The following is a 22,392-nucleotide window of genomic DNA, read 5'->3' on the forward strand; positions in this document are numbered from 1 at the left end:
TTCCATGCTGCGACGCCAGGCTCTGACGTTAGGTAGTTTGCTGCTGGGTGCGGTGACACTGGGCGGCTGGACGCTGTTCAAGCAGAAGGGCAAAAGCCCGCTGCTGCTCTCGGCGCGGGACGATACCGACGGCAAACACTACGCCGTCGGTTACCGGCTGGACGGTACCCGGGTGTTTGCCACCCAGGTCGGCCAGCGTTGCCACGACATCATCAACCACCCGACGCTGCCGATTGCGCTGTTCGTCGCCCGTCGTCCTGGCACCGAGAGTTACCTGATCGACCTGCGCGACGGCACGTTGCTGCAAACCGTGACCTCGCGGCCGAACCGGCACTTCTACGGTCACGCGGTGATTCACAAGAGCGGCGACTGGCTGTACGCCACCGAGAACGACACCTCCGATCCGGGTCGTGGCTTGCTGGGTGTGTATAAGTTCGAAGGCGAGCGACTTATCCACAGCGGCGAGATCCCCACCCACGGCGTCGGCCCGCACCAGGTGTCGTGGATGCCCGATGGTGAAACTCTGGTGGTCGCCAACGGCGGCATTCGCACCGAGGCCGAAAGCCGCGTCGAAATGAACCTCAACGCCATGGAACCGAGCCTGGTCCTGATGCAACGCGACGGCACCCTGCTGAGCAAGGAAACCCTCGCCCAGCAGATGAACAGCGTGCGTCATTTGGGGATCGCCAGTGACGGCACCATCGTCGCCGGTCAGCAGTTCATGGGGCCGTCTCACGAGTCTTCGGAGCTGCTGGCGATCAAGCGGCCCGGCCAGCCGTTCGTGGCTTTCCCGGTGCCTGAGCATCAGTTGCAGGTCATGGGGCATTACACCGCCAGCGTCGCGGTGCACAGCGAACTGCGCCTGGTGGCGTTGACCGCGCCACGGGGCAACCGCTTTTTCATCTGGGACCTGGATAGCGGTGAAGTGCGCCTGGACGCGCCGCTTCCCGATTGCGCCGGGGTCGGCGCGGTAGCCGATGGCTTTGTCGTGACCTCGGGTCAGGGGCGCTGCCGGTTCTACGACTGCCGCCAGACAAGCCTTGTTGCAAAACCCCTCGATCTACCCGCAGGGCTCTGGGACAACCACCTTCACCTCATCTAAACACAGCCCTTTGTAGCAGCTGGCGCAGCCTGCGTTCGGCTGCGGAGCAGTCGTGATATCAGGCGCCGCGATGTTTCATGCAAACCGAGGTGTCTGGATTTGCGACTGCTCCGCAGCCGAACGCAGGCTTCGCCAGCTGCTACAGGTCGGGGATACGCTTGCCTGTAAGTTCTGCCAGTTGGAATCAACCTCCCACTCGGAGTAATGTGCCCGACTGTCTCACCTGATTTTCTCCAAGGAAGTGGAAATATGCTGCGTCGCCGCATGCTGATCATGTTGGGTGTTGTTTTGCTGATCGTGCTGGTCCTGGCCGGTTACAAAGCCTTCTCCATCTATACGATGATTCAGGGCTTTGCTGCGCCGAAACCGGCGATCAGTGTCGCCGTGGCCACGGCTACCGAGCGGCCGTGGCAAGCCCGCCTGCCCACCGTTGGCACGCTCAAGGCGTTGCAAGGCGTGGACCTGAGCCTGGAGACCGACGGCACCGTCATTGATTTGCAGTTCGAGTCAGGTCAGAAGGTCAAGGCCGGTCAACCACTCCTGCGGCTCGACAGCGCCGTGGAAAGTGCCTTGCTGGAAACGGCTCTGGCCGACCTCGGGCTAGCCCAACTCGATTACGGTCGCGGTAGCCAACTGGTAGGCAGCCAAGCCATTTCCAAAGGCGAATTCGACCGACTTTCGGCGGTGCAGAAAAAGAGCAAGGCCACGGTCAATCAACTCAAGGCTGCACTCGGCAAAAAGAGCATCGTCGCGCCCTTCAGCGGGACCATTGGCATTCGTCAGGTGGACATCGGTGACTATCTCGCCAGCGGCACCATGATTGCCACCCTGCAAGACCTCAGCAGCCTCTATGTAGACTTCTTCGTGCCCGAGCAGTCGGTACCGAAGATCGCCCCCGGCCAACGGGTACAGATCGTTGTCGCGGCCTACCCGACACAAACTTTCCCCGGCACCATCAGCGCGATCAACCCGAAAGTCGAAAATAGCACGCGCAACGTCCAGGTCCGCGCGACCCTGGCCAACCCCGACGGCAAACTGCTGCCGGGGATGTTCGCCAGCCTGCAAGTGTTGTTGCCCGACCCGCAGCCGCGCATCGTCGTGCCGGAAAGCGCGATCACTTACACGCTGTACGGCAACTCGCTCTATGTCGTCGCGCAGAAAAAAGCCGAAGACGGCAGCCTGGAAAAAGACGACAAGGGCCAACCGATCCTGATCGCCGAACGGCGTTTCATCGAAACCGGCGAGCGCCGCGATGGGCAAGTGATGATCACCAAAGGTGTGCAGAACGGCGAAAAAGTGGTCACGGCCGGCCAGATCAAACTAGACAACGGCGCACATATCGCGATCAGCGACGACAAGACACTAGCCGAGAAGAGCAGTCAGCCTCGCGTTGACTAATCAAGGAATCCCCATGGCTTTTACCGACCCATTCATCCGCCGCCCGGTGCTCGCCACCGTGGTCAGCCTGTTGATTGTGCTGCTGGGCTTCCAGGCCTGGAGCAAGTTGCCGCTGCGCCAATATCCACAAATGGAAAACGCCCTGATCACGGTGACCACCGCTTATCCCGGGGCCAACGCCGAAACCATTCAGGGCTACATCACCCAACCGATGCAGCAAAGTCTGGCCAGTGCCGAAGGCATCGATTACATGACGTCGGTCAGTCGCCAGAACTTCTCGGTGATCTCGATCTACGCGCGCATTGGCGCCAACAGCGACCGCTTGTTCACCGAACTGCTGGCCAAGGCCAACGAGGTGAAGAACCAGCTGCCTCAGGACGCCGAAGACCCGGTACTGAGCAAGGAAGCCGCCGACGCCTCGGCACTGATGTACATCAGCTTCTTCAGCAAGGAGCTGAGCAACCCGCAGATTACCGACTACCTGTCGCGGGTCATCCAGCCGAAACTGGCGACCCTGCCGGGCATGGCTGAAGCCGAAATTCTCGGCAACCAGGTGTTTGCCATGCGTCTGTGGCTGGACCCGGTCAAGCTGGCCGGTTTCGGCCTGAGTGCCAGCGACGTGACCGATGCCGTGCGCAAGTACAACTTCCTCTCCGCCGCCGGCGAAGTGAAAGGCGAGTACGTCGTCACCAGCATCAATGCCAACACCGAACTCAAATCCGCCGAAGCCTTTGCCGCGATTCCGCTCAAGGTCGAGGGCGACAGTCGCGTGCTGCTCAGCGATGTGGCGCGGGTTGAAATGGGTGCGGAAAACTACGACTCGATCAGCTCCTTCGGCGGCACCCCTTCGGTGTACATCGGAATCAAGGCCACGCCCGGCGCCAACCCGCTGGACGTGATCAAGGAAGTGCGCAAGATCATGCCGGACCTGGAAGCCCAGCTGCCGCCGAACCTCAAAGGTGAAATCGCTTACGACGCCACGCTGTTTATCCAGGCCTCGATCGACGAAGTGGTGAAAACCCTGTTCGAAGCGGTTCTGATCGTCATTGTGGTGGTGTTCCTGTTTCTCGGCGCGCTGCGTTCAGTGGTGATCCCGGTGGTCACCATCCCGCTGTCGATGATCGGCGTGATGTTCTTCATGCAGATGATGGGCTACTCGATCAACCTACTGACGTTGCTGGCGATGGTATTGGCCATCGGCCTGGTGGTGGACGACGCCATTGTGGTGGTGGAAAACATCCACCGGCACATCGAAGAAGGCAAGACGCCGCTGGATGCGGCCATCGAAGGCGCCCGGGAAATCGCCATGCCGGTGGTCTCGATGACCATCACCCTGGCGGCGGTCTATGCGCCGATCGGCTTCCTGACGGGGCTCACAGGGGCGCTGTTCAAGGAGTTCGCCTTGACCCTGGCCGGCGCGGTGGTGATCTCCGGCATCGTCGCCCTGACCCTGTCGCCGATGATGTGTGCCTTCCTGCTGCGTCACGACGAAAATCCCAGCGGTCTGGCCCATCGCCTGGACCTGATTTTCGAAGGCCTCAAGCGCCGTTACCAAAGCATGCTCCACGGTACCCTCAACACCCGGCCGGTGGTGCTGGTGTTCGCGGTGATCGTGCTGTGCCTGATTCCGGTGCTGCTCACGTTTACCAAGTCGGAACTGGCGCCGGACGAAGACCAGGGCATCATTTTCATGATTGCCAACGCCCCGCAACCGGCCAACCTCGACTATCTGAGCACCTACACCGACGAGTTCGTCACGATCTTCAAGACGTTTCCCGAGTACTACTCGTCGTTCCAGATCAATGGCTTCAACGGCGTGCAATCGGGAATCGGCGGCTTCCTGCTCAAGCCGTGGAACGAACGCAGCCGCACGCAAATGCAGATCCTGCCCGAGGTACAGGCCAAACTGGAGAGCATTTCCGGCCTGCAAATCTTCGGCTTCAACCTGCCTTCCCTGCCCGGCACCGGCGAGGGGCTGCCGTTTCAGTTCGTCATCAGTTCCGCCAACGATTACGAGTCACTGCTGCAAGTGGCCGACCGGGTGAAAAAACGGGCAATGGAATCCGGCAAGTTCGCCTTCGTCGACCTCGACCTGGCGTTCGACAAGCCCGAAGTGGTGGTGGATATCGATCGCGCCAAGGCCGCACAGATGGGTGTTTCCATGCAGGATCTTGGCGGGACACTCGCGACGTTGCTGGGTGAGGCGGAGATCAACCGTTTCACCATTGAAGGTCGCAGCTACAAAGTCATCGCGCAGGTCGAACGGCCCTTCCGGGATAACCCCGACTGGCTGAACAATTATTACGTCAAGAACACCCAAGGCCAACTGCTGGCCCTGTCGACCCTAATCACCGTGACCGACCGGGCGCGTCCACGGCAGTTGAACCAGTTCCAGCAACTCAACTCGGGCATCCTGTCCGGGGTTCCGCTGGTCAGCATGGGTGAAGCCATCGACACCGTGCGCCAGATCGCTCGGGAAGAGGCGCCGGTGGGTTATGCCTTCGATTATGCCGGCGCATCACGGCAATACGTCCAGGAAGGCAGTGCGCTGTGGGTCACCTTCGCTCTGGCACTGGCGATCATTTTCCTGGTCCTGGCCGCCCAGTTCGAAAGCTTCCGCGATCCGCTGGTGATTCTGGTGACCGTACCTTTGTCGATCTGTGGTGCCCTGATTCCGCTGTTCCTGGGCTGGTCGAGCATGAACATCTACACCCAGGTCGGCCTGGTGACGTTGATCGGGCTGATCAGCAAACACGGAATCCTGATCGTCGAATTTGCCAACCAGTTGCGCAAGGACAAAGGCCTGACGCCGCGCGAGGCCGTGGAGGAAGCGGCGGCCATTCGTCTGCGTCCGGTGTTGATGACCACTGCTGCGATGGTGTTCGGTATGGTGCCGTTGATCATCGCCACGGGGGCGGGCGCCGTCAGCCGGTTCGACATCGGCATGGTGATCGCCACGGGGATGTCGATCGGAACGTTGTTTACGTTGTTTGTGCTGCCGTGTGTCTACACGTTACTGGCTAAACCCGATAAACCCTGACGCTAACGATCAGCGTCGGGAATAAAAAAGGCCTCGCATTAGCGAGGCCTTTTATTTGGGCTTCAATCTGTTCAACTCTGTGGCCTCAATCCTTGAGAAAGTCCGAACATGAACAGCAATAAATCATGATCGGGTTGGGATGCCACGGATGCCTTCGCAACTCGTGGCATTGGACAATGCGCGTCGCCGCTCACTGAACTGAGGACCTGCGGGCGGGGCTGCTCCCATGCCGCCACCGCCAGTGAAGCAACTGCCAAGGCTCCTATTAAAAATATACCTCGTGCAATTTCGAGTTTCATTGCTATAAACCCTTGATAGCGCTGCCAAACGCCGTCTTATAAAAATAGACGAGTTTCTGCCAGTCCGTCGTGCTGAACGACGAGTGGCGACGCAGTTGTTTCATGTCATGCGTAGCCGCTTGCCGGGCGGTCAAACGCTGCCGACATTTCTCCAGATCGATCAAGGCCACTTCAACCTTGGCAGCCTCGTCTTCACCTGTGACGCGCACGAATACGTGCTTGACGTAGAGGCAGCTGTGCTGCCAGCGACCCTTGTGCATCCGGGCCAGGTTCTCGGCCAGTTCCTTCAACACTCGATCATGCACAGCCTCACCGTGACGTTCGCGACCACCGCCAGCGTACCAGTGTTCGATTTCCTCGAAGCCGTCCAGCGCCTTGGTGATCAGCAATGCGCGCCATTTATGCACCGGATCGCGCTGTGCACCGCAAAAAACGATTTCCGGAACGCGAACGTCGAGCAGGTTCAGGCCGATGAGCGCATCGCGCTCGCGCAACACCGTCGGCCGACCGAACGGGTGCAGCAAGCTGCGATGGATATGACCGGTCTGACGTTTAACGTAAAGCAACTGTCCATTGCTGCTCACGACGCGCTGCACGCCACTTTCTCCACCGCGACGGACGTTGGGTTCTTCTACCCACTCACCGCGCTGATTCCAGAAATAGTCGAAGCGGTCCTGAGGAGCGACGTCCGTTTCTGCTGCACATTGCACTGCCATTCTGTTACCTCTTGCGTAATACGTAGACCCGCCACATGGCATAGAGCGGTAAAAAGTCCAGTTGTTCCTGAATACGGAAACCCACCTGCTCGAATTCCTTTTCAACCGTAGCCGCCGGTAACACAAATCGATTTTGGTAACCTTCCTGCCCACGGGTTTTCTCGGCGCGCTTGCGTTTCCAGGCTTTGAAATTGCCGTCCACCCACAAAGAAAGGATCACGCTGTCGCGGGTGACGCGCTCGAATTCACGCAAAATAGCCAGTCGATGCTCGGCTTCACCGATGTGATGGAGCAAACGCATGCAGAAAATGCTGTCGACGGCGTTATCAGGCAAGGCGATGTCAAATGCAGAAGTGTGCAAGGGCCGTACCCGTTTCACCACCTCGGCAGGTTGCGCCTGCATGGCAATCTTCAGCATGGATTCGGAGTTGTCGGCCCCAATGATCGCACGATTGGTTTTTTCCGCCAGCAATGGCCAAAAGCGCCCCGCACCGCAGGGCAAATCGAGGATCAGCCCCGGCTCACCGACCAGTGCCAGCGCCTTGCGTGCCAGTTGCTCGTCACGCCAGTGGGACAGGCGGCGGCCAAAGCCATCCTGGTGTTTGCGCAGGTATCGTTGAGCGTGTTGATCGTCGTATTTTTCGGAAAAATCAAGCTTGATCGGGCCAGCCATCACCAAGGTCTCCTGAGCTGCTGATGGCACCCACGATAGGTAGTGCCGTGTCAGCGACAGGTCATTCCTTTGTGAAAAAAACGTCATGTAAAACCACAAATTATTTCGAGGTTTTGCAGGGCGGCAACGATGGCTCTGGGCCGTTGCGACCGATCAGCTCACATCCGACGAACACAACTCCACCTCAAAACGACAACCATGAGGCTCCATGTTCGTCAGGCTGACGTTCCAACCCTGGTTTTCACAGATCCGCTGCACCAGCGACAGCCCAAGCCCCAAGCCCTCACCGCGCTTCTCGTTGCCCCGCACGAACGGCTCGAACATCGCCTCGCGTTTTTCCTCGGGAATGCCCACGCCACTGTCCTCGACCATGAAACCCGTGGCCGTCAGGGTCAGGCGGATGAACCCGCACTCGGTGTAATGCAGCGCGTTACGCAGCAGGTTGCCCATGACCGCGTGCAGAAGGGTTGCGTTGTAGCAAGTGTTGGTCGGATTACCCGGTTCAAAGTTCAGTGCCAGCCCCTTGGCCTCGATCGGCTCGCGCCACTGATTGAGCAGTCCATCGGCTACCTGGCTCAGGGTCTGCTGGGGCGACATGCTGGCGTCTTCACGTTGTGCGCGGGCCAACATCAGGAAGGTTTGCACCAGCTCGCGCATCTCCTCACAAGCACGGGCGATTCGCTGGACCTGTGCACGTCCACGCTGATCGATGCCGGGGTTTTCCAGCAGCAGCTCGCAGGAACTGGCCAGCACCATCAATGGCGTGCGCAGCTCGTGACTGACGTCACTGGTGAACAACCGTTCGCGGGTCAACGCCTGGCGCAAGCGCCCGAGGGTGGCGTCGAAGGCCACGGCCAACTCGCCCACCTCATCAGCCGCGTAATCCGGCGCCAGCGGTGGCGCAAGACCTAATAATTGATCACGGTGACGGACCTGACGGGCCAGCCGCACCACGGGCGCCATCACTTTGCGCGCCAGTACCCAGCCAAGAAACACCGCCAACGCCAGACTCAGGACGAAGCCCACCAGCACCACGGCAAACAGCACCCGTTCACGCTCTTCGAAATCGCTCTGATCCTGCAACAGCACATAATGCCGGCCGTCGACGACTTCGACCATCGCGTGATACGACAGCTGTTCGCGAAACACTTCATGAAAGCCCGGGTCCAGGTGCCGCAGGTCCTTGGGCAGCTCGAAATCCCCCGGCCCGCCGCTGAAATAGAACATCTGGTCCGGCTCGGGACGGTGGCTCCAGTCCGACACGCTGTCCATCAGCAACAGCCGTTGTAAATCGCCGCCCAGCCCTGCCGAAATCAGTTTTTCTTCGACCAGGTGCACGGTCGCCACAATGCCCATGGCGAAGGCCCCTGCCACCAATGCGCTCATCAGCGCAAAGGCGATGATGATCCGTTGAGCAAGGCTCTGTTTAAACTCCATCTCGGCCCTCGGCCAAGCGATAACCCACACCGTGCACGGTTTGCAGCAACGGTTTGGCGAACGGCTTGTCGATCACCTGGCGCAATTGATGGACGTGGCTGCGCAGGCTGTCGCTGTCCGGGCAGTCATCACCCCACAGCGCCTCTTCGAGAATTTCGCGGCGCAGTACGTGAGGACTTTTTTGCATCAACACGGCCAGCAATTTCAGCCCCACCGGGTTGAGTTTGAGCAGACGACCTTCGCGGGTGACTTCCAGGGTATCGAGGTCGTAGATCAGATCGCCGACCTGCAGGGTGCGGCGACCGCCACCCTGGGCGCGACGCATGACCGCCTCGATGCGCGCCGCCAATTCAGACAGCGCAAAGGGTTTGATCAGGTAGTCATCGGCGCCGGATTTGAAGCCTTGCAGCCGGTCGTCCAATTGATCGCGAGCGGTGAGCATGATCACCGGCGTGTCGCGGCGCGCGTCTTCACGCAGACGTTTGCACAGGGTGTAACCGTCGATGCCCGGCAACATGATGTCGAGCACGATCAAGTCGTAATGCTCGGTGGCCGCCAAGTGCAAGCCTGACAAACCGTCCTGCGCGCAATCCACGGTATAACCTTTGAGCCCCAGGTAATCGGCCAGATTGGCCAGGATATCGCGGTTGTCTTCAACCAATAGAATTCGCATGGGTGTCTCCTGCGTACACAGTAACGGCCGTCTTGGCCCGCGCAGCTTAAGGCCAAGTGTGGCTGAGGGCTAGGACTGTGTGCAGTTGTAAATCCACCTCCATAAACCCGGGATGGCTATAACGACTTTTTCACTATCGATTCACACACCGACGACAGGACCAGGCTCAAACTCCGCGCGACTGCGCTTTCAGAACATTTCACCGACCAAGGAACTGCCATGGTTTCGACTGCTGTCCGCCCCGCCTCCCGCCCGCTGAATTTCTGGGTGTGCCTAGGCGTTCCCGCCATCGCGGCGATCATTCTGGTGCTGCTCGAACTGACGTCCCTGGACATGGACCTTGCCAAGCTGTTCTATGACCCGGTCGCGGGGGATTTCATCGGGCGGCACAGTTACTTCCTGGAAGAGATCCTGCATGACCGCGCCAAGCAGGTGGTCATCGCCTTCTCGGTGTTGGCCATCTTCGGTTTCATCGCCTCCTTTTTCATGGACAGGCTCAAACCGATCAAACGGGAACTGGGCTGTCTGGTGCTGTCTCTGGCGCTAGCGACCTCCTTTGTCACGCCAGTCAAAGCGGTGACAGCGGTTCAATGCCCGTGGAGCCTTGAGCAGTTCGGTGGTCACGAGACCTATAGCGAGTTGCTCAGCCCTCGCCCGCACACCGATAAACCTGGCCGTTGCTGGCCCGGCGGCCATGCGGCGACCGGTTTCACACTGTTTGCGCTGTTCTTTGTCCTGCGCGACCGTCGTCCGCGTCTGGCGCGCAAGGCGTTTGTGTTCGCTTTCGCGTTGGGCACGGTGTTTTCCATCAGCCGGATGATGCAGGGGGCGCACTTCTTTTCGCATAACGTGTGGACGGCGATTTTCTGCTGGCTGATTTGCCTGGGGGCGTATTACTACATTTTTTATCGGCCAGCCTCGAAGGCTGAGCGAGAGTCCGAAGCACAACCGGTCAACGCCTGAAACACAGATCAAAAATGTGGGAGCGAGCTTGGCCCGAGGTGACCCTCGAAATCCGGGCAATAAAAAACCCCGCCTGCTTATCGCAGGCGGGGTTTTTTAGTACGGGGTAAGGCTGGCTTACATCATGCCGCCCATGCCACCCATACCGCCCATGTCTGGCATACCGCCGCCAGCTGGTTTGTCGTCCGGAGCATCAGCGATCATGGCTTCGGTGGTCAGCATCAAGCCACCAATGGACGCCGCAGCCTGCAGAGCAGAACGAGTCACTTTGGTAGGGTCGAGGATGCCCATTTCGATCATGTCGCCGTATTCGCCGGTAGCAGCGTTGTAACCGAAGTTACCCGAACCTTGCTTGACCTTGTCGACTACTACGCTTGGCTCGTCGCCGGAGTTGGCAACGATCTGACGCAGTGGCGATTCGATAGCGCGACGCAGTACAGCAATACCGACGTTCTGATCAGCGTTGTCGCCTTTCAGTTCGCTGATGGCTTGCAGAGCGCGAATCAGCGCTACGCCACCGCCAGGTACCACGCCTTCTTCAACGGCTGCACGGGTAGCGTGCAGGGCGTCTTCAACGCGGGCTTTCTTCTCTTTCATTTCAACTTCGGAACCAGCGCCAACCTTGATCACTGCAACGCCGCCGGACAGCTTGGCCAGACGCTCTTGCAGTTTTTCACGGTCGTAGTCGGACGAAGTGTCGGCCACTTGCTGACGGATTTGCAGAACGCGAGCCTGGATATCAGCTTCAACGCCGGCGCCGTCGATGACGGTGGTGTTTTCCTTGGTTACGGCTACGCGCTTGGCATTACCCAGGTGTTCCAGGGTAGCGCTTTCCAGGCTCAGACCGATCTCTTCGGAGATAACGGTACCGCCGGTCAGGACAGCGATGTCCTGCAGCATGGCCTTGCGACGGTCACCAAAGCCTGGAGCCTTGACGGCAACCACTTTGACGATACCGCGCATGTTGTTCACAACCAGAGTCGCCAGGGCTTCGCCTTCAACGTCTTCGCTCACGATCAGCAGCGGACGACCTGCTTTGGCAACGGCTTCCAGTACTGGCAGCAGTTCACGGATGTTCGAGATTTTCTTGTCGACCAGCAGGATCAGCGGACCGTCGAGCTCGGCAGTCATGGTCTCTGGCTTGTTGACGAAGTACGGGGACAGGTAGCCACGGTCGAACTGCATGCCTTCAACAACCGACAGTTCGTTTTCCAGGCCCGAGCCTTCTTCAACGGTGATCACGCCTTCTTTACCGACTTTTTCCATGGCTTCGGCAATGATGTCGCCGATGGAGTTGTCGGAGTTGGCCGAGATGGTGCCGACCTGAGCGATGGCCTTGGTGTCAGCGCACGGCTTGGACAGGGCTTTCAGCTCTTTGACGATTGCGATGGTCGCTTTGTCGATGCCGCGCTTCAGGTCCATCGGGTTCATGCCGGCAGCGACGGCTTTCAGGCCTTCGTTGACGATCGATTGAGCCAGAACGGTAGCGGTGGTGGTGCCGTCGCCTGCGTCATCGTTGGCACGGGAGGCAACGTCTTTGACCAGCTGCGCGCCCATGTTTTCGAAGCGATCTTTCAGCTCGATTTCTTTGGCAACGGACACGCCGTCCTTGGTGATGGTCGGAGCGCCGAAGCTCTTCTCGATGATCACGTTACGGCCTTTAGGGCCCAGGGTCGCTTTTACTGCGTCAGCCAGGACGTTGACACCGGCGAGCATTTTCTTGCGGGCGGAATCGCCGAATTTAACTTCTTTAGCAGCCATGATCGATATTCCTTAAATACTTTGTAGTAGCGGGAAAATGAGCGGGGAATCAGCCTTCGATAACAGCGAGGATTTCGTTCTCGCTCATTACCAACAGGTCTTCGCCGTCGACTTTCACGGTGTTGCTGCCGGAGTACGGGCCGAACACAACCTTGTCACCCACTTTAACGGCCAGTGCACGCACTTCACCGTTGTCCAGCACGCGGCCGGTACCGACAGCGAGGATCTCGCCGCTGTTGGCTTTTTCAGCAGCCGAACCTGGCAGGACGATACCGCCAGCGGTTTTCTTTTCTTCTTCGCTGCGACGGATGACGACGCGGTCATGCAGAGGACGAAGCTTCATTGTCGATCTCTCCTAATTGTGGTTTTCATCGGCCGGTGTATTCCCGGCGGGTTTAACAAATCCGGCGGTGCCGGGTGCGGTTCGTCGAGCGAACCGCGGAAGTCTGTCTGGCGTAATCGCCAGAAACCTTGCGGTGACCGTTACATAAGGGCGCATAAGCTTATTACAAGGGCGAGGAAGCAAATTTTTTCAGGTTGCTGCCCCACAAACGAACACGGCACCCGAAGGTGCCGTGCCGGTATAGCGGATTACTTGGTATCGCGGTGTTCGAATTCGCCTTCGATCACGTTCGGCTCACGGCCTAGCGGCTCGCGGGTCGCAGGGCCGCCGCCACGTGGCTGAAGGTCGTCGGCGAATGCACGCTGACGGATTGCCGCCTCTTCGGCACGCTGGCGCATTTTATTGGCCAACAGTCGACGAGAGATCGGCAGCAACATGATCAGACCCAGCACATCAGTGACGAAGCCCGGCAGGATCAACAGACCACCCGCCAGTGCCAGCATCAAACCTTCGAGCATGGTCTGGGCCGGCAACTCGCCGCGGTTCAGGCTTTCACGAGCACGCAATGCGGTTGCCAGACCAGCGATACGCAGCACGAACACGCCGAGCATCGAGCCGAGAATGACCAGCAGCAGGGCCGGGAAAAACCCGATCGCCCCGCTGACCTTGACGAATACGAACAGCTCCAACACCGGAAACAGTACAAAGAGCAATAAAAAAGGGCGCATCAAATGGTTCCTCAACGCAAGAATGCCTTGCCAGTCTTCCCTAGATGACGTCGCCGATTCGTGAATTCAAGCGTCGGCCACTTCATTTTTCGGCCAATGTTCGGCGTGAGCCAGGAAAACCAAGGCTTCGCGCACTTGTGTCGGCGTATTACACGGCGCTTGAAACGGCAACCAATAGAGCCCCTGACCAATGCGCAGGTGCATGCCTTCAGTGTCGATACCCGCCAGTTGCGCCGGCTCGGTTTTCGGCAGCCCCGCCAGTTCGACGTAGTGGGCGATGGCTTTGGCGTGATCGGCATTCATGTGCTCGACCATGCTCGCTTCGGCCTTACCGGCGAACGGGTTGGCCAAGGTCAGTTGATCGACCCAGTGAATCGCACCGAAGCCGCCGATGTAACGGTGACGTACCGGTTTGAGCACCCAGAAATCGAAATCGTGGGCCTTGTGGTAGCTCTGCGAATCCGGGAAATAGCGGTAGTAACGCTCAGCCGCCGCTTCGATGGCTGACTCGTCCTCGAGCTTTTCTGCTTCGGCGAGGTAGGTCAGGCGACCAACGGCTTGCACGTCTTCGGCCCCGCGCTCACCCACAAACAGTGAGCATTTTGGATCTTTCTGCAGGTTGTGGGTGTGCTGGGCGATACGGCTGATAAGGATCAGCGGCCAGCCCTGTTCGTCCAGACAGTACGGAACCACGGAGCCAAACGGGAAACCGGGCATCGCCTTGGAGTGTGTCGAGAGCACTCCACGGTATTCCTTGAGAAGCAATTCTCGGGCATTCTTGGCTGCTTCAACGCTCAATTTATGACTCCTTATATAGAATCCGTCAAAAAAACGGACAGGCGCCTGGGGATAAGTTCCAGTACGCCATCGGGGCAGTTCTCATGTGCAGCCAGGCCGTATCAGGTGCAGATCGAGAGGCTACTCTCTAAAAGGAAACCACTCCTCTGATCTGCTATTGGGGCATGCGAATGCAACTCACTGACAAAGTAATCATTATCACGGGCGGTTGCCAGGGTTTAGGCCGTTCCATGGCCGAGTATTTCGCCGGTAAAGGCGCGAAGCTCGCGCTGGTGGACCTGAATCAGGAAAAGCTCGACGACACCGTCGCCGCTTGCACGGCTAAAGGCGTCGAGGCTTGTGCTTATCTGTGCAATGTCGCCAATGAAGAGCAAGTGACGCACATGGTCGCCCAGGTTGCCGAGGACTTCGGCGCGATCCATGGCCTGATCAACAACGCCGGGATCCTGCGCGATGGTTTGCTTATCAAGGTCAAGGACGGCGAGATGACCAAGATGAGCCTGGCCCAGTGGCAGTCGGTCATCGACGTCAACCTGACCGGCGTATTTCTGTGCACACGTGAAGTCGCGGCCAAAATGATCGAGCTGAACAACAGCGGCGCGATCATTAATATCTCGTCGATCTCCCGCGCTGGCAACGCCGGCCAGACCAACTACTCCGCCGCCAAGGCCGGTGTCGCTGCAGCGACCGTGACCTGGGCCAAGGAACTGGCACGCTATGGTATTCGCGTGGCAGCCATTGCACCGGGCTTTATCGAAACCGAAATGACACTGAGCATGAAGCCTGAGGCGCTGGAGAAGATAACGACCGCGATTCCGCTCAAGCGCATGGGCAAGATTGAAGAGATCGCCCATTCGGCGGCGTACATTTTCGAGAACGACTATTACACCGGTCGGATTCTTGAATTGGATGGCGGGTTGCGGATTTAGGGCCTACACAAAACAAATGTGGGAGCGACGGTGCGACGATTCGACCTGCTCGCGATGAGGGCATAACATTCACCATTGATGGTGACTGTTACACCGCTATCGCGAGCAAGCCCGCTCCCACAGGGGATCGCATTTCTTCAGCGAATCAATCGTCGCTGATGGTGATGTTCGGCATGGCCGGTGTCGCCGCTTCCTGCAACACGATCCGCGCGCCGACATGGCGGGCCAGTTCCTGGTAAACCATCGCAATCGGGCTATCAGGCTCGGCGATCACCGTTGGCTTGCCGCCGTCGGCCTGTTCGCGGATGGCCATCGCCAAGGGCAACGAAGCCAGCAGCTCGACGCCGTACTGGTTGGCCAGCTTCACACCACCGCCCTCACCGAACAGATGCTCGGCATGCCCGCAGTTGGAGCAAATGTGCACGGCCATGTTTTCCACCACGCCCAGCACCGGAATGTTGACCTTGCGGAACATTTCCACACCCTTGCGTGCGTCCAGCAATGCCAGATCTTGTGGCGTGGTAACGATCACCGCGCCCGCCACCGGGACTTTCTGTGCCAGGGTCAGCTGGATGTCGCCGGTGCCTGGCGGCATGTCGATGACCAGGTAATCCAGGTCGCCCCAGGCGGTTTGAGTGACCAGTTGCAACAAGGCGCCGGAAACCATCGGCCCGCGCCAGACCATCGGCGTGTTGTCATCGGTCAGGAACGCCATGGACATGACTTCAACACCGTGGGACTCGATCGGAATAAACCACTTCTGATCCTTGACCTTAGGTCGGGTGCCTTCGGGGATGCCGAACATGATGCCCTGGCTCGGTCCGTAAATATCCGCGTCGAGGATCCCGACCTTGGCGCCTTCGCGGGCCAGGGCCAGGGCCAGGTTGGCGGCGGTGGTGGATTTACCCACACCGCCCTTGCCGGACGCCACGGCCACCACGTTCTTGACGTTGGCCAGACCCGGGATCTGCGCTTGAGCCTTGTGCGCGGCAATGACACTGGTGATCTCGACGCGGGCGATGGTCACGCCGTCCAGCCCTTCAATGGCCATTTGCAGCAACTGCGCCCAGCCACTCTTGAACAGGCCGGCGGCGTAGCCCAGCTCCAGCTGGACGCTGACGCGATCACCCTGAATGTCGATGCCACGCACGCACCCGGCGCTGACCGGGTCCTGGTTCAGGTAAGGGTCGGTGTATTGGCGAAGGACGGCTTCCACCGCTGCGCGATTGACGGCGCTCATGGGCAACTCCGATAGCAAGACTGGAAAATCAGGCGGGTATCCTAACCGTTCTGTCGCCCGGACGGCATGCTTTCAGGATGTGACAAACACCCCATGGTTGAATGCGACCTAGCCGCTGGCGAAGCCTGCGTTCGGCGGCGCAGCAGTCGTGAATCCGGGAAACTCGGACTACCTGAAACACCGCAGCGCCAGGTTTTACGACTGCTGCGCCCCCGAACGCAGGCTTCGCCAGCTGCTCCAAAGGTCCGCGGAGGCCGGCCTTGGGGGTGAAAAATATACGCCGGCGCTTTATAGTGGCCGACCTCCGTTTCATCAAGTAGCCGAGCCCCATGTCCGAGCCACGCAAGATCCTCGTCACCAGCGCCCTGCCCTATGCCAATGGTTCGATCCATCTTGGCCACATGCTGGAATATATCCAGACCGATATGTGGGTGCGCTTCCAGAAGCACCGCGGCAATCAATGCATTTATGTCTGCGCCGACGACGCCCACGGTTCGGCCATCATGCTGCGCGCGGAAAAGGAAGGCATCACCCCGGAACAACTGATCGCCAACGTCCAGGCTGAACACAGCGCCGACTTTGCCGAGTTCCTGGTGGACTTCGACAACTTCCACTCCACTCACGCCGAAGAAAACCGTGAGCTGTCGAGCCAGATCTACCTGAAGCTGCGCGACGCCGGGCACATCGCCCAGCGTTCGATCACTCAGTACTTCGACCCGGAAAAGAAAATGTTCCTGGCCGACCGCTTCATCAAGGGCACCTGCCCGAAATGCGGCACCGAAGACCAGTACGGCGACAACTGCGAAAAATGCGGTGCGACCTACGCGCCGACGGACCTGAAGGATCCGAAGTCGGCGATCTCTGGCGCTACTCCGGTGCTCAAGGATTCCCAGCACTTCTTCTTCAAGCTGCCGGACTTCCAGGAAATGCTGCAAGCCTGGACCCGCAGCGGCACCCTGCAAGAGGCTGTGGCGAACAAGATTGCCGAATGGCTGGACGCCGGTCTGCAACAGTGGGACATCTCCCGCGATGCGCCGTACTTCGGTTTTGAAATCCCGGACGAGCCAGGCAAATACTTCTATGTATGGCTGGACGCGCCGATCGGCTACATGGCCAGCTTCAAGAACCTCTGCGACCGCACGCCTACACTTGATTTCGACGCGTTCTGGGGCAAGGACTCCACCGCTGAGCTGTACCATTTCATCGGCAAGGACATCGTCAACTTCCACGCCCTGTTCTGGCCAGCCATGCTCGAAGGCGCCGGTTTCCGTAAACCGACCGGCATCAACGTACACGGCTACCTGACCGTCAACGGTCAGAAAATGTCCAAATCCCGCGGCACCTTCATCAAGGCCCGGACCTATCTGGACCATCTGTCGCCGGAATACCTGCGCTACTACTACGCGGCGAAGCTGAGCCGTGGCGTCGACGACCTCGACCTGAACCTCGAAGACTTCGTGCAGAAGGTCAACTCTGACCTGGTCGGCAAAGTCGTCAACATCGCCAGCCGTTGCGCCGGTTTCATCCACAAAGGCAACGCCGGTGTACTGGTGGCGGGCAATGCCGCGCCGGAACTGACCGAAGCGTTCCTGGCCGCAGCGCCAAGCATCGCCGAAGCCTACGAGGCTCGCGACTTCGCCCGTGCCATGCGCGAAATCATGGGCCTGGCCGACCGTGCCAATGCCTGGATTGCCGACAAGGCGCCGTGGTCGCTGAACAAACAGGAAGGCAAGCAGGACGAAGTCCAGGCCATCTGCGCCTTGGGCGTGAACCTGTTCCGCCAGCTGGTGATTTTCCTCAAGCCGGTGTTGCCGTTGCTGGCCGCCGACGCCGAGGCGTTCCTCAACGTCGCGCCGCTGACCTGGAACGACCACGCTACCTTGCTCAGCAACCATCAGCTGAACGAGTTCAAACCGTTGATGACCCGTATCGACCCGGTAAAAGTGCAAGCCATGAGCGACGCCTCGAAAGAAGACCTGACCGCCAGCGCTACTGACACCGGCGAGGCTGCACCTGCCGGCAATGGCGAACTGGCCAAGGATCCGCTGTCGCCGGAAATCGAGTTCGATGCCTTTGCCGCTGTCGACCTGCGCGTCGCCCTGATCCTCAAGGCCGAACACGTGGAAGGTGCCGACAAACTGCTGCGCCTGACCCTCGACATCGGTGACGAGCAACGCAACGTGTTCTCCGGGATCAAGAGTGCTTATCCGGATCCGTCCAAGCTCAATGGTCGTTTGACCATGATGATCGCCAACCTCAAGCCACGGAAAATGAAGTTCGGCATCTCCGAAGGCATGGTGATGGCGGCCGGCCCTGGCGGTGAAGAAATCTACCTGCTCAGCCCTGACAGCGGCGCCAAGCCTGGTCAGCGCATCAAGTAAGCTTCTGCTGTAAACCGATCCCACAGTCGTGCCTGACGCGACTGTGGGATTTTCATGTCTGGCCCACCCTCCGTCCTTGCCGGATAATGCCTAAGCTTTTTAGACCGCTCCGTTAAAAAGCCCCGTTCTTGCCGGCACGATCATGACCGAAATTGTTCTTACGCTTATCAGCACTGCCCTGATCAACAACCTCGTGTTGCACTGGCCGTTGGGCGTCGATCCACTGCTGGGCAACGAGCATCGGCAAGTCCACGCGCTGGGCCTTGCGACGGCTTGCTTGATGTTAATCGTCGGCACGGTGGGCTACTCGGCCTACCGTTGGTTGCTGGTCCCGCTGGAGCTGACGTCGCTGCGCCTTTTCGTGTTCCTGCCGTTGAGCGTTCTGCTGATTGGCCCGCTGCTGAAAGTGCTTTCCCGGTCACTTCCAAAGCTTGCGTTCGATGGCCTCTGGCCCCTGCTGCTGGGCAATGCTGGCGTACTCGGCCTGACGCTGCTCAACGCTCAGGACGACAAAGGCTTCTTCCACGCCATGGCCCTGAGCCTGGGTGCCGGCCTGGGCTTCTGGCTGGTACTGAGCCTGTTCAGCGACCTGCGCCAACGCACAATCGAAAATGATATCCCCCTGCCCTTTCGCGGCCTGCCCATCGACCTGATCGGCGCCGGGTTGATTGCAGTGGCCTTTCTCGGATTCAGCGGACTGATCAAAACATGAGTCTGATTCAACGCATCGACGCCCTCTTGCCGCAGACCCAATGCGGCAAGTGCGGCCACCCCGGATGCAAACCGTACGCCGAAGGCATTGCCAGCGGCGAACCGATCAACAAGTGCCCGCCGGGCGGCAGCGAAACCATCGCCGCCCTGGCCGAGCTGTTGAAAGTGCCGGTGCTGGAACTGGACGTCAGTCGCGGTTCGGCCCCGGCGCAGATCGCCTATATTCGTGAAGCGGAGTGTATTGGTTGCACCAAGTGCATCCAGGCCTGCCCGGTGGATGCCATTGTCGGCGCGGCGAAATTGATGCACACGGTGATCGTCGATGAATGCACCGGTTGCGACCTGTGCGTAGCGCCCTGCCCGGTGGATTGCATCGAGATGCGGCCGTTGCCGCTGGCCACAGTGCTGCCGATTGTCGGTGGCCTGGCGTTCAGCTTTGAGGAGCAACGCGCCCGGACGGTCAAGCGCAATCACGCACGGCGCCGATTCGAACAGCGCAATGCTCGCCTGCGTCGCGAAGAAGAACAGAAAATCGCCGAACGTCAGGCCCGAGCCCAACGCGCCATCCAGCACAGTGAGGTGGCGACGCTCAATCCGGTTCAGGCCGCTCTTGAGCGAGTCCGCGCACAGAAGGCAGCCAATGCGGATACGGCGCTGAAAAAGGCCAAGATCGATCTGGCGATGAGTCGGGCGCAACTGAACAAGTCACTCAAGGCGTTCGGGCATCCGCCGACCTTCGAACAGCAGTCGCAACTGATCGTCCTGCAACAGCAGTTCGAGGCAGCCGAACAGGCGTTAGCGAAACTGGAAAGTACTGCACCGCCAGCCGCGGCACCCGTCGTTCCGGCGAAAAATGCGCAGCTGAATCGGGCAAAGATCCAGCTGGCCATGCGCCGCGCCGAACTCAAGAAAGGCCAAGCCAGCGAAGCGCCAGCTGAGCAGATCGAAGCCCTGGAACGCGCGGTGAGTGAAGCCGAGCGTCAGGTGGATGCCTATGCAGCCCCTTGAATCGGTCGACGAGCGCCTTCAGCAGACCATGAAGCTGGTATTGCTGGCCACCGTGCCGGGAATGCTGGTGTTTTTCTGGCTGTATGGCTGGGGCGTGTTGATCAACCTGATTCTGACCGGTATTACCGCTCTGACCGTTGAAGCGACCGTATTGCGCTTGCGCAAGCTTGCGGTCAAGCCGGCCCTGAGCGACGGCAGTGCGCTGGTCAGCGCGACGCTGTTGGCTCTGGCCTTGCCGCCTTATTGCCCGTGGTGGCTGACGGTCTGTGCCGCGGCGTTCTCGATGGTGTTCGGCAAACACCTGTATGGCGGCGTTGGCAAGAACCCGTTCAACCCGGCAATGCTGGGCTTCGCCCTGGTGCTGGTGACCTTTCCCCAACAGATGACCCACTGGCCGTCATCCCATGGGCTGGACCTGATCGGCGGCTTGCAGCAGGTGTTCGGGTTCAGCCTCGTGCAGACGCCAGACGCCTGGGTCCAGGCCACGGCGCTGGACAGCCTGCGGATCAACAAAAGCCTGACCATGGACGAACTGTTTGCCGCTAACCCGGCGTTCGGTCATTTCGGCGGCCGAGGCATGGAATGGGTCAACCTGGCCTTTCTGGCAGGTGGCGCGTTTCTGCTGCAACGACGGGTGTTCAGCTGGCATGCGCCGGTCGGCATGCTCGCCAGCCTGTTCATCATCAGCCTGCTGTGCTGGAACGGCTCGGGCTCCGACTCCCATGGTTCGCCGCTGTTTCATCTGCTCACTGGCGCGAGCATGCTGGGTGCATTCTTCATCGTCACGGAACCGGTGTCCGGTGCAAAAAGCCCCGGCGCGCGACTGCTGTTCGGCGCGGGCGTCGGGCTGCTGACGTACCTGATTCGTACCTGGGGTGGTTATCCGGACGGCGTAGCCTTTGCCGTGCTGTTGATGAACCTCTGTGTGCCGGCGCTGGAGCGGTTTGCCACCTCCAGACTGGAACGGGGTGCGCCATGAGCCGAGCGTCGAGCGTTGTGACCCTGGTGTTGCTGGCAGGGCTGGGGATTGGCGCGACTTACCTCGTGCAGCACACCAGCGCGCCGCGCATTGCGGCCGAACAGCGCCTGATCGACAGTCGTAACCTGCTGGACTTGCTCCCTGCTGGAGGCTACGACAATCAGCCGCTGGAACAGACACTCGCCCTCGAAAATACTGAGCTGGCCAACAGCACGCTGCTAGGTGGCTACCTGGCGACCAAGACTGGCCAACCCAGCGCCGTGTTGCTGCGCAGCCAGACCCTGGGCTACGAGGGTTCCATCGAATTGCTGATCGCCATCGGCGCAAACGGCAAGGTGTTAGGCGTGAAAACGCTCAAGCAATCGGAAACTCCGGGCCTGGGCGGCCGACTCGCCGACTGGCCCAATGCCTGGCTTCAGGGATTTTCCGGAAAGTCCCAAACCGAACCTGCCGACAATGGCTGGGCCTTGAAAAAGGATCAGGGGCAATTCGATCAAATGGCGGGGGCAACCATTACTTCGAGAGCGGTCATCAACGCCATCCATGACGCGTTGCGCTATTTCGACGAACATCAGCAACAGTTGATCGGGAGCAGCGCTCATGAATAAGTCATCGACGCTGCAGAATTCGCTGATGCTTGCACCGCTGATCGGTGCCACGGATTCATTAGTGACCGCTGTGGGCTTGTGGCTGATGTTCATCGTGGTGATCAGTGCTTTTGGGGTGAGCATGGGCGCCTTGCGATCCCGACTTATCCCTGCGACACATCTGCTTGCCAGCGTCCTGCTGGCGGCCACGCTGACCAGCTGCGCGGAACTCGCCGCGCAAGTCTGGTCGCTGCAATGGCACCAACATGTAGGGTTCTATGCAGGATTGATTGCCTTGCAATGCGTTGTGCTGGAACACACCGGTTTTTTCCAGAGCGCCTGGCGTGATCGCCTGCGCCTGTGTGGCCTGTTCGGCGCGTTGATGGCAGGCCTTGGCTTGCTGCGCGAACTCATCGGCAGCGGGACACTCGGCAGCCATCTGCCATGGCTGGCTGGCACTGCGCAAGCGGACTGGCAAGGCTGGGTGCTGACTGCCGACGGTGGCTTGCGCCTGGCCACCCTGGCCCCTGGTGGATTCATTCTGCTGGGCCTGCTGATCGCCACACGTCAGGCCTGGACCCGCTCGACGCCCTCTCACTGACTGCCTTCGAGGAAACGCACTGCCC

At 59.6% G+C, this 22,392-nt stretch carries 21 protein-coding genes; 11 read left to right on the forward strand and 10 right to left on the reverse strand.

What is annotated here, in order from left to right:
* The first annotated feature begins 4 nt into the window (after positions 1 to 4).
* The 3 genes from QFX16_RS23260 to QFX16_RS23270 all read left to right on the forward strand — a co-directional run bounded on the left by QFX16_RS23260 (position 5) and on the right by QFX16_RS23270 (position 5,540).
* On the forward strand, positions 5 to 1,102 hold the full coding sequence (locus QFX16_RS23260; protein ID WP_283181510.1) for a DUF1513 domain-containing protein: 1,098 nt from the start codon (positions 5 to 7) through the stop codon (positions 1,100 to 1,102).
* Between the two features lie 249 nt (positions 1,103 to 1,351).
* Positions 1,352 to 2,500, forward strand: coding sequence for an efflux RND transporter periplasmic adaptor subunit (locus tag QFX16_RS23265; RefSeq protein WP_283181511.1), 1,149 nt, complete (start codon positions 1,352 to 1,354; stop codon positions 2,498 to 2,500).
* Between the two features lie 13 nt (positions 2,501 to 2,513).
* Complete coding sequence (locus tag QFX16_RS23270; protein ID WP_283181512.1) at positions 2,514 to 5,540, forward strand: multidrug efflux RND transporter permease subunit; 3,027 nt, start codon at positions 2,514 to 2,516, stop codon at positions 5,538 to 5,540.
* Positions 5,541 to 5,611: 71 nt separating this feature from the next.
* Here QFX16_RS23270 and QFX16_RS23275 read toward each other — a convergent pair whose 3' ends face one another.
* From QFX16_RS23275 to colR, 5 genes are all read right to left on the reverse strand, one after another.
* Positions 5,612 to 5,839: a hypothetical protein gene (locus QFX16_RS23275; protein WP_283181513.1), complete on the reverse strand. Its 228-nt coding sequence runs from the start codon at positions 5,837 to 5,839 to the stop codon at positions 5,612 to 5,614.
* Between the two features lie 2 nt (positions 5,840 to 5,841).
* Positions 5,842 to 6,555, reverse strand: coding sequence for a lipopolysaccharide kinase InaA family protein (locus QFX16_RS23280; protein ID WP_283181514.1), 714 nt, complete (start codon positions 6,553 to 6,555; stop codon positions 5,842 to 5,844).
* A gap of 4 nt (positions 6,556 to 6,559) precedes the next feature.
* The gene (locus QFX16_RS23285; RefSeq protein ID WP_283181515.1) at positions 6,560 to 7,228 is read right to left on the reverse strand and encodes a class I SAM-dependent methyltransferase; all 669 of its coding nucleotides are present in this window, start codon (positions 7,226 to 7,228) and stop codon (positions 6,560 to 6,562) included.
* Between the two features lie 153 nt (positions 7,229 to 7,381).
* Complete coding sequence (locus tag QFX16_RS23290; protein WP_283181516.1) at positions 7,382 to 8,665, reverse strand: sensor histidine kinase; 1,284 nt, start codon at positions 8,663 to 8,665, stop codon at positions 7,382 to 7,384.
* The gene (gene colR / locus QFX16_RS23295; RefSeq protein WP_095132512.1) at positions 8,655 to 9,338 is read right to left on the reverse strand and encodes a two-component system response regulator ColR; all 684 of its coding nucleotides are present in this window, start codon (positions 9,336 to 9,338) and stop codon (positions 8,655 to 8,657) included. Before colR ends, QFX16_RS23290 begins: the two co-directional genes overlap by 11 nt.
* Positions 9,339 to 9,557: 219 nt before the next feature.
* Here colR and QFX16_RS23300 point away from each other — a divergent pair, with 219 nt between their 5' ends.
* Positions 9,558 to 10,301, forward strand: a complete 744-nt coding sequence (locus QFX16_RS23300; protein WP_283181517.1) for a phosphatase PAP2 family protein — start codon at positions 9,558 to 9,560, stop codon at positions 10,299 to 10,301.
* Positions 10,302 to 10,418: 117 nt separating this feature from the next.
* Here the strand turns inward: QFX16_RS23300 and groL are convergent, their stop codons facing one another.
* From groL to QFX16_RS23320, 4 genes are all read right to left on the reverse strand, one after another.
* Positions 10,419 to 12,062, reverse strand: a complete 1,644-nt coding sequence (gene groL / locus QFX16_RS23305; protein ID WP_129438004.1) for a chaperonin GroEL — start codon at positions 12,060 to 12,062, stop codon at positions 10,419 to 10,421.
* 49 nt (positions 12,063 to 12,111) lie between these two features.
* Positions 12,112 to 12,405: a co-chaperone GroES gene (locus QFX16_RS23310; protein WP_047532658.1), complete on the reverse strand. Its 294-nt coding sequence runs from the start codon at positions 12,403 to 12,405 to the stop codon at positions 12,112 to 12,114.
* Between the two features lie 248 nt (positions 12,406 to 12,653).
* Positions 12,654 to 13,133 (reverse strand): FxsA family protein, encoded by a 480-nt coding sequence (locus QFX16_RS23315; protein WP_033057490.1) that lies wholly within the window; start codon positions 13,131 to 13,133, stop codon positions 12,654 to 12,656.
* Positions 13,134 to 13,199: 66 nt separating this feature from the next.
* Entirely contained in the window at positions 13,200 to 13,931 is a 732-nt protein-coding gene (locus QFX16_RS23320) for a HugZ family pyridoxamine 5'-phosphate oxidase (RefSeq protein ID WP_192410307.1), read from the reverse strand.
* 170 nt (positions 13,932 to 14,101) lie between these two features.
* Between QFX16_RS23320 and QFX16_RS23325 the strand changes: the two genes are divergently transcribed.
* On the forward strand, positions 14,102 to 14,860 hold the full coding sequence (locus QFX16_RS23325; protein ID WP_283181518.1) for an SDR family oxidoreductase: 759 nt from the start codon (positions 14,102 to 14,104) through the stop codon (positions 14,858 to 14,860).
* Between the two features lie 145 nt (positions 14,861 to 15,005).
* Here the strand turns inward: QFX16_RS23325 and apbC are convergent, their stop codons facing one another.
* Positions 15,006 to 16,100 (reverse strand): iron-sulfur cluster carrier protein ApbC, encoded by a 1,095-nt coding sequence (gene apbC / locus QFX16_RS23330; protein ID WP_046047101.1) that lies wholly within the window; start codon positions 16,098 to 16,100, stop codon positions 15,006 to 15,008.
* A gap of 329 nt (positions 16,101 to 16,429) precedes the next feature.
* Here apbC and metG point away from each other — a divergent pair, with 329 nt between their 5' ends.
* From metG to QFX16_RS23360, 6 genes are all read left to right on the forward strand, one after another.
* The gene (metG, locus tag QFX16_RS23335) at positions 16,430 to 18,481 is read left to right on the forward strand and encodes a methionine--tRNA ligase (protein WP_283181519.1); all 2,052 of its coding nucleotides are present in this window, start codon (positions 16,430 to 16,432) and stop codon (positions 18,479 to 18,481) included.
* A 142-nt stretch (positions 18,482 to 18,623) separates the two neighbouring features.
* Positions 18,624 to 19,193, forward strand: a complete 570-nt coding sequence (locus QFX16_RS23340) for an electron transport complex protein RnfA (RefSeq protein WP_283181520.1) — start codon at positions 18,624 to 18,626, stop codon at positions 19,191 to 19,193.
* On the forward strand, positions 19,190 to 20,200 hold the full coding sequence (gene rsxB, locus QFX16_RS23345) for an electron transport complex subunit RsxB (protein ID WP_283181521.1): 1,011 nt from the start codon (positions 19,190 to 19,192) through the stop codon (positions 20,198 to 20,200). Before QFX16_RS23340 ends, rsxB begins: the two co-directional genes overlap by 4 nt.
* Positions 20,187 to 21,179 carry an RnfABCDGE type electron transport complex subunit D gene (locus QFX16_RS23350; RefSeq protein ID WP_283181522.1) on the forward strand — a complete coding sequence of 331 codons (993 nt, stop codon included), beginning with the start codon at positions 20,187 to 20,189 and terminating at the stop codon, positions 21,177 to 21,179. The genes rsxB and QFX16_RS23350 overlap by 14 nt, the downstream gene beginning before the upstream one ends.
* A complete protein-coding gene (locus QFX16_RS23355) occupies positions 21,176 to 21,787 on the forward strand; it encodes an RnfABCDGE type electron transport complex subunit G (protein ID WP_283181523.1) in 612 nt (203 codons plus the stop codon). Before QFX16_RS23350 ends, QFX16_RS23355 begins: the two co-directional genes overlap by 4 nt.
* Positions 21,780 to 22,367 carry an Rnf-Nqr domain containing protein gene (locus QFX16_RS23360; RefSeq protein WP_283181524.1) on the forward strand — a complete coding sequence of 196 codons (588 nt, stop codon included), beginning with the start codon at positions 21,780 to 21,782 and terminating at the stop codon, positions 22,365 to 22,367. Before QFX16_RS23355 ends, QFX16_RS23360 begins: the two co-directional genes overlap by 8 nt.
* The last annotated feature ends 25 nt before the right edge of the window (positions 22,368 to 22,392 follow it).

The organism is Pseudomonas svalbardensis, from assembly GCF_030053115.1.
Classification (GTDB): domain Bacteria; phylum Pseudomonadota; class Gammaproteobacteria; order Pseudomonadales; family Pseudomonadaceae; genus Aquipseudomonas; species Aquipseudomonas svalbardensis.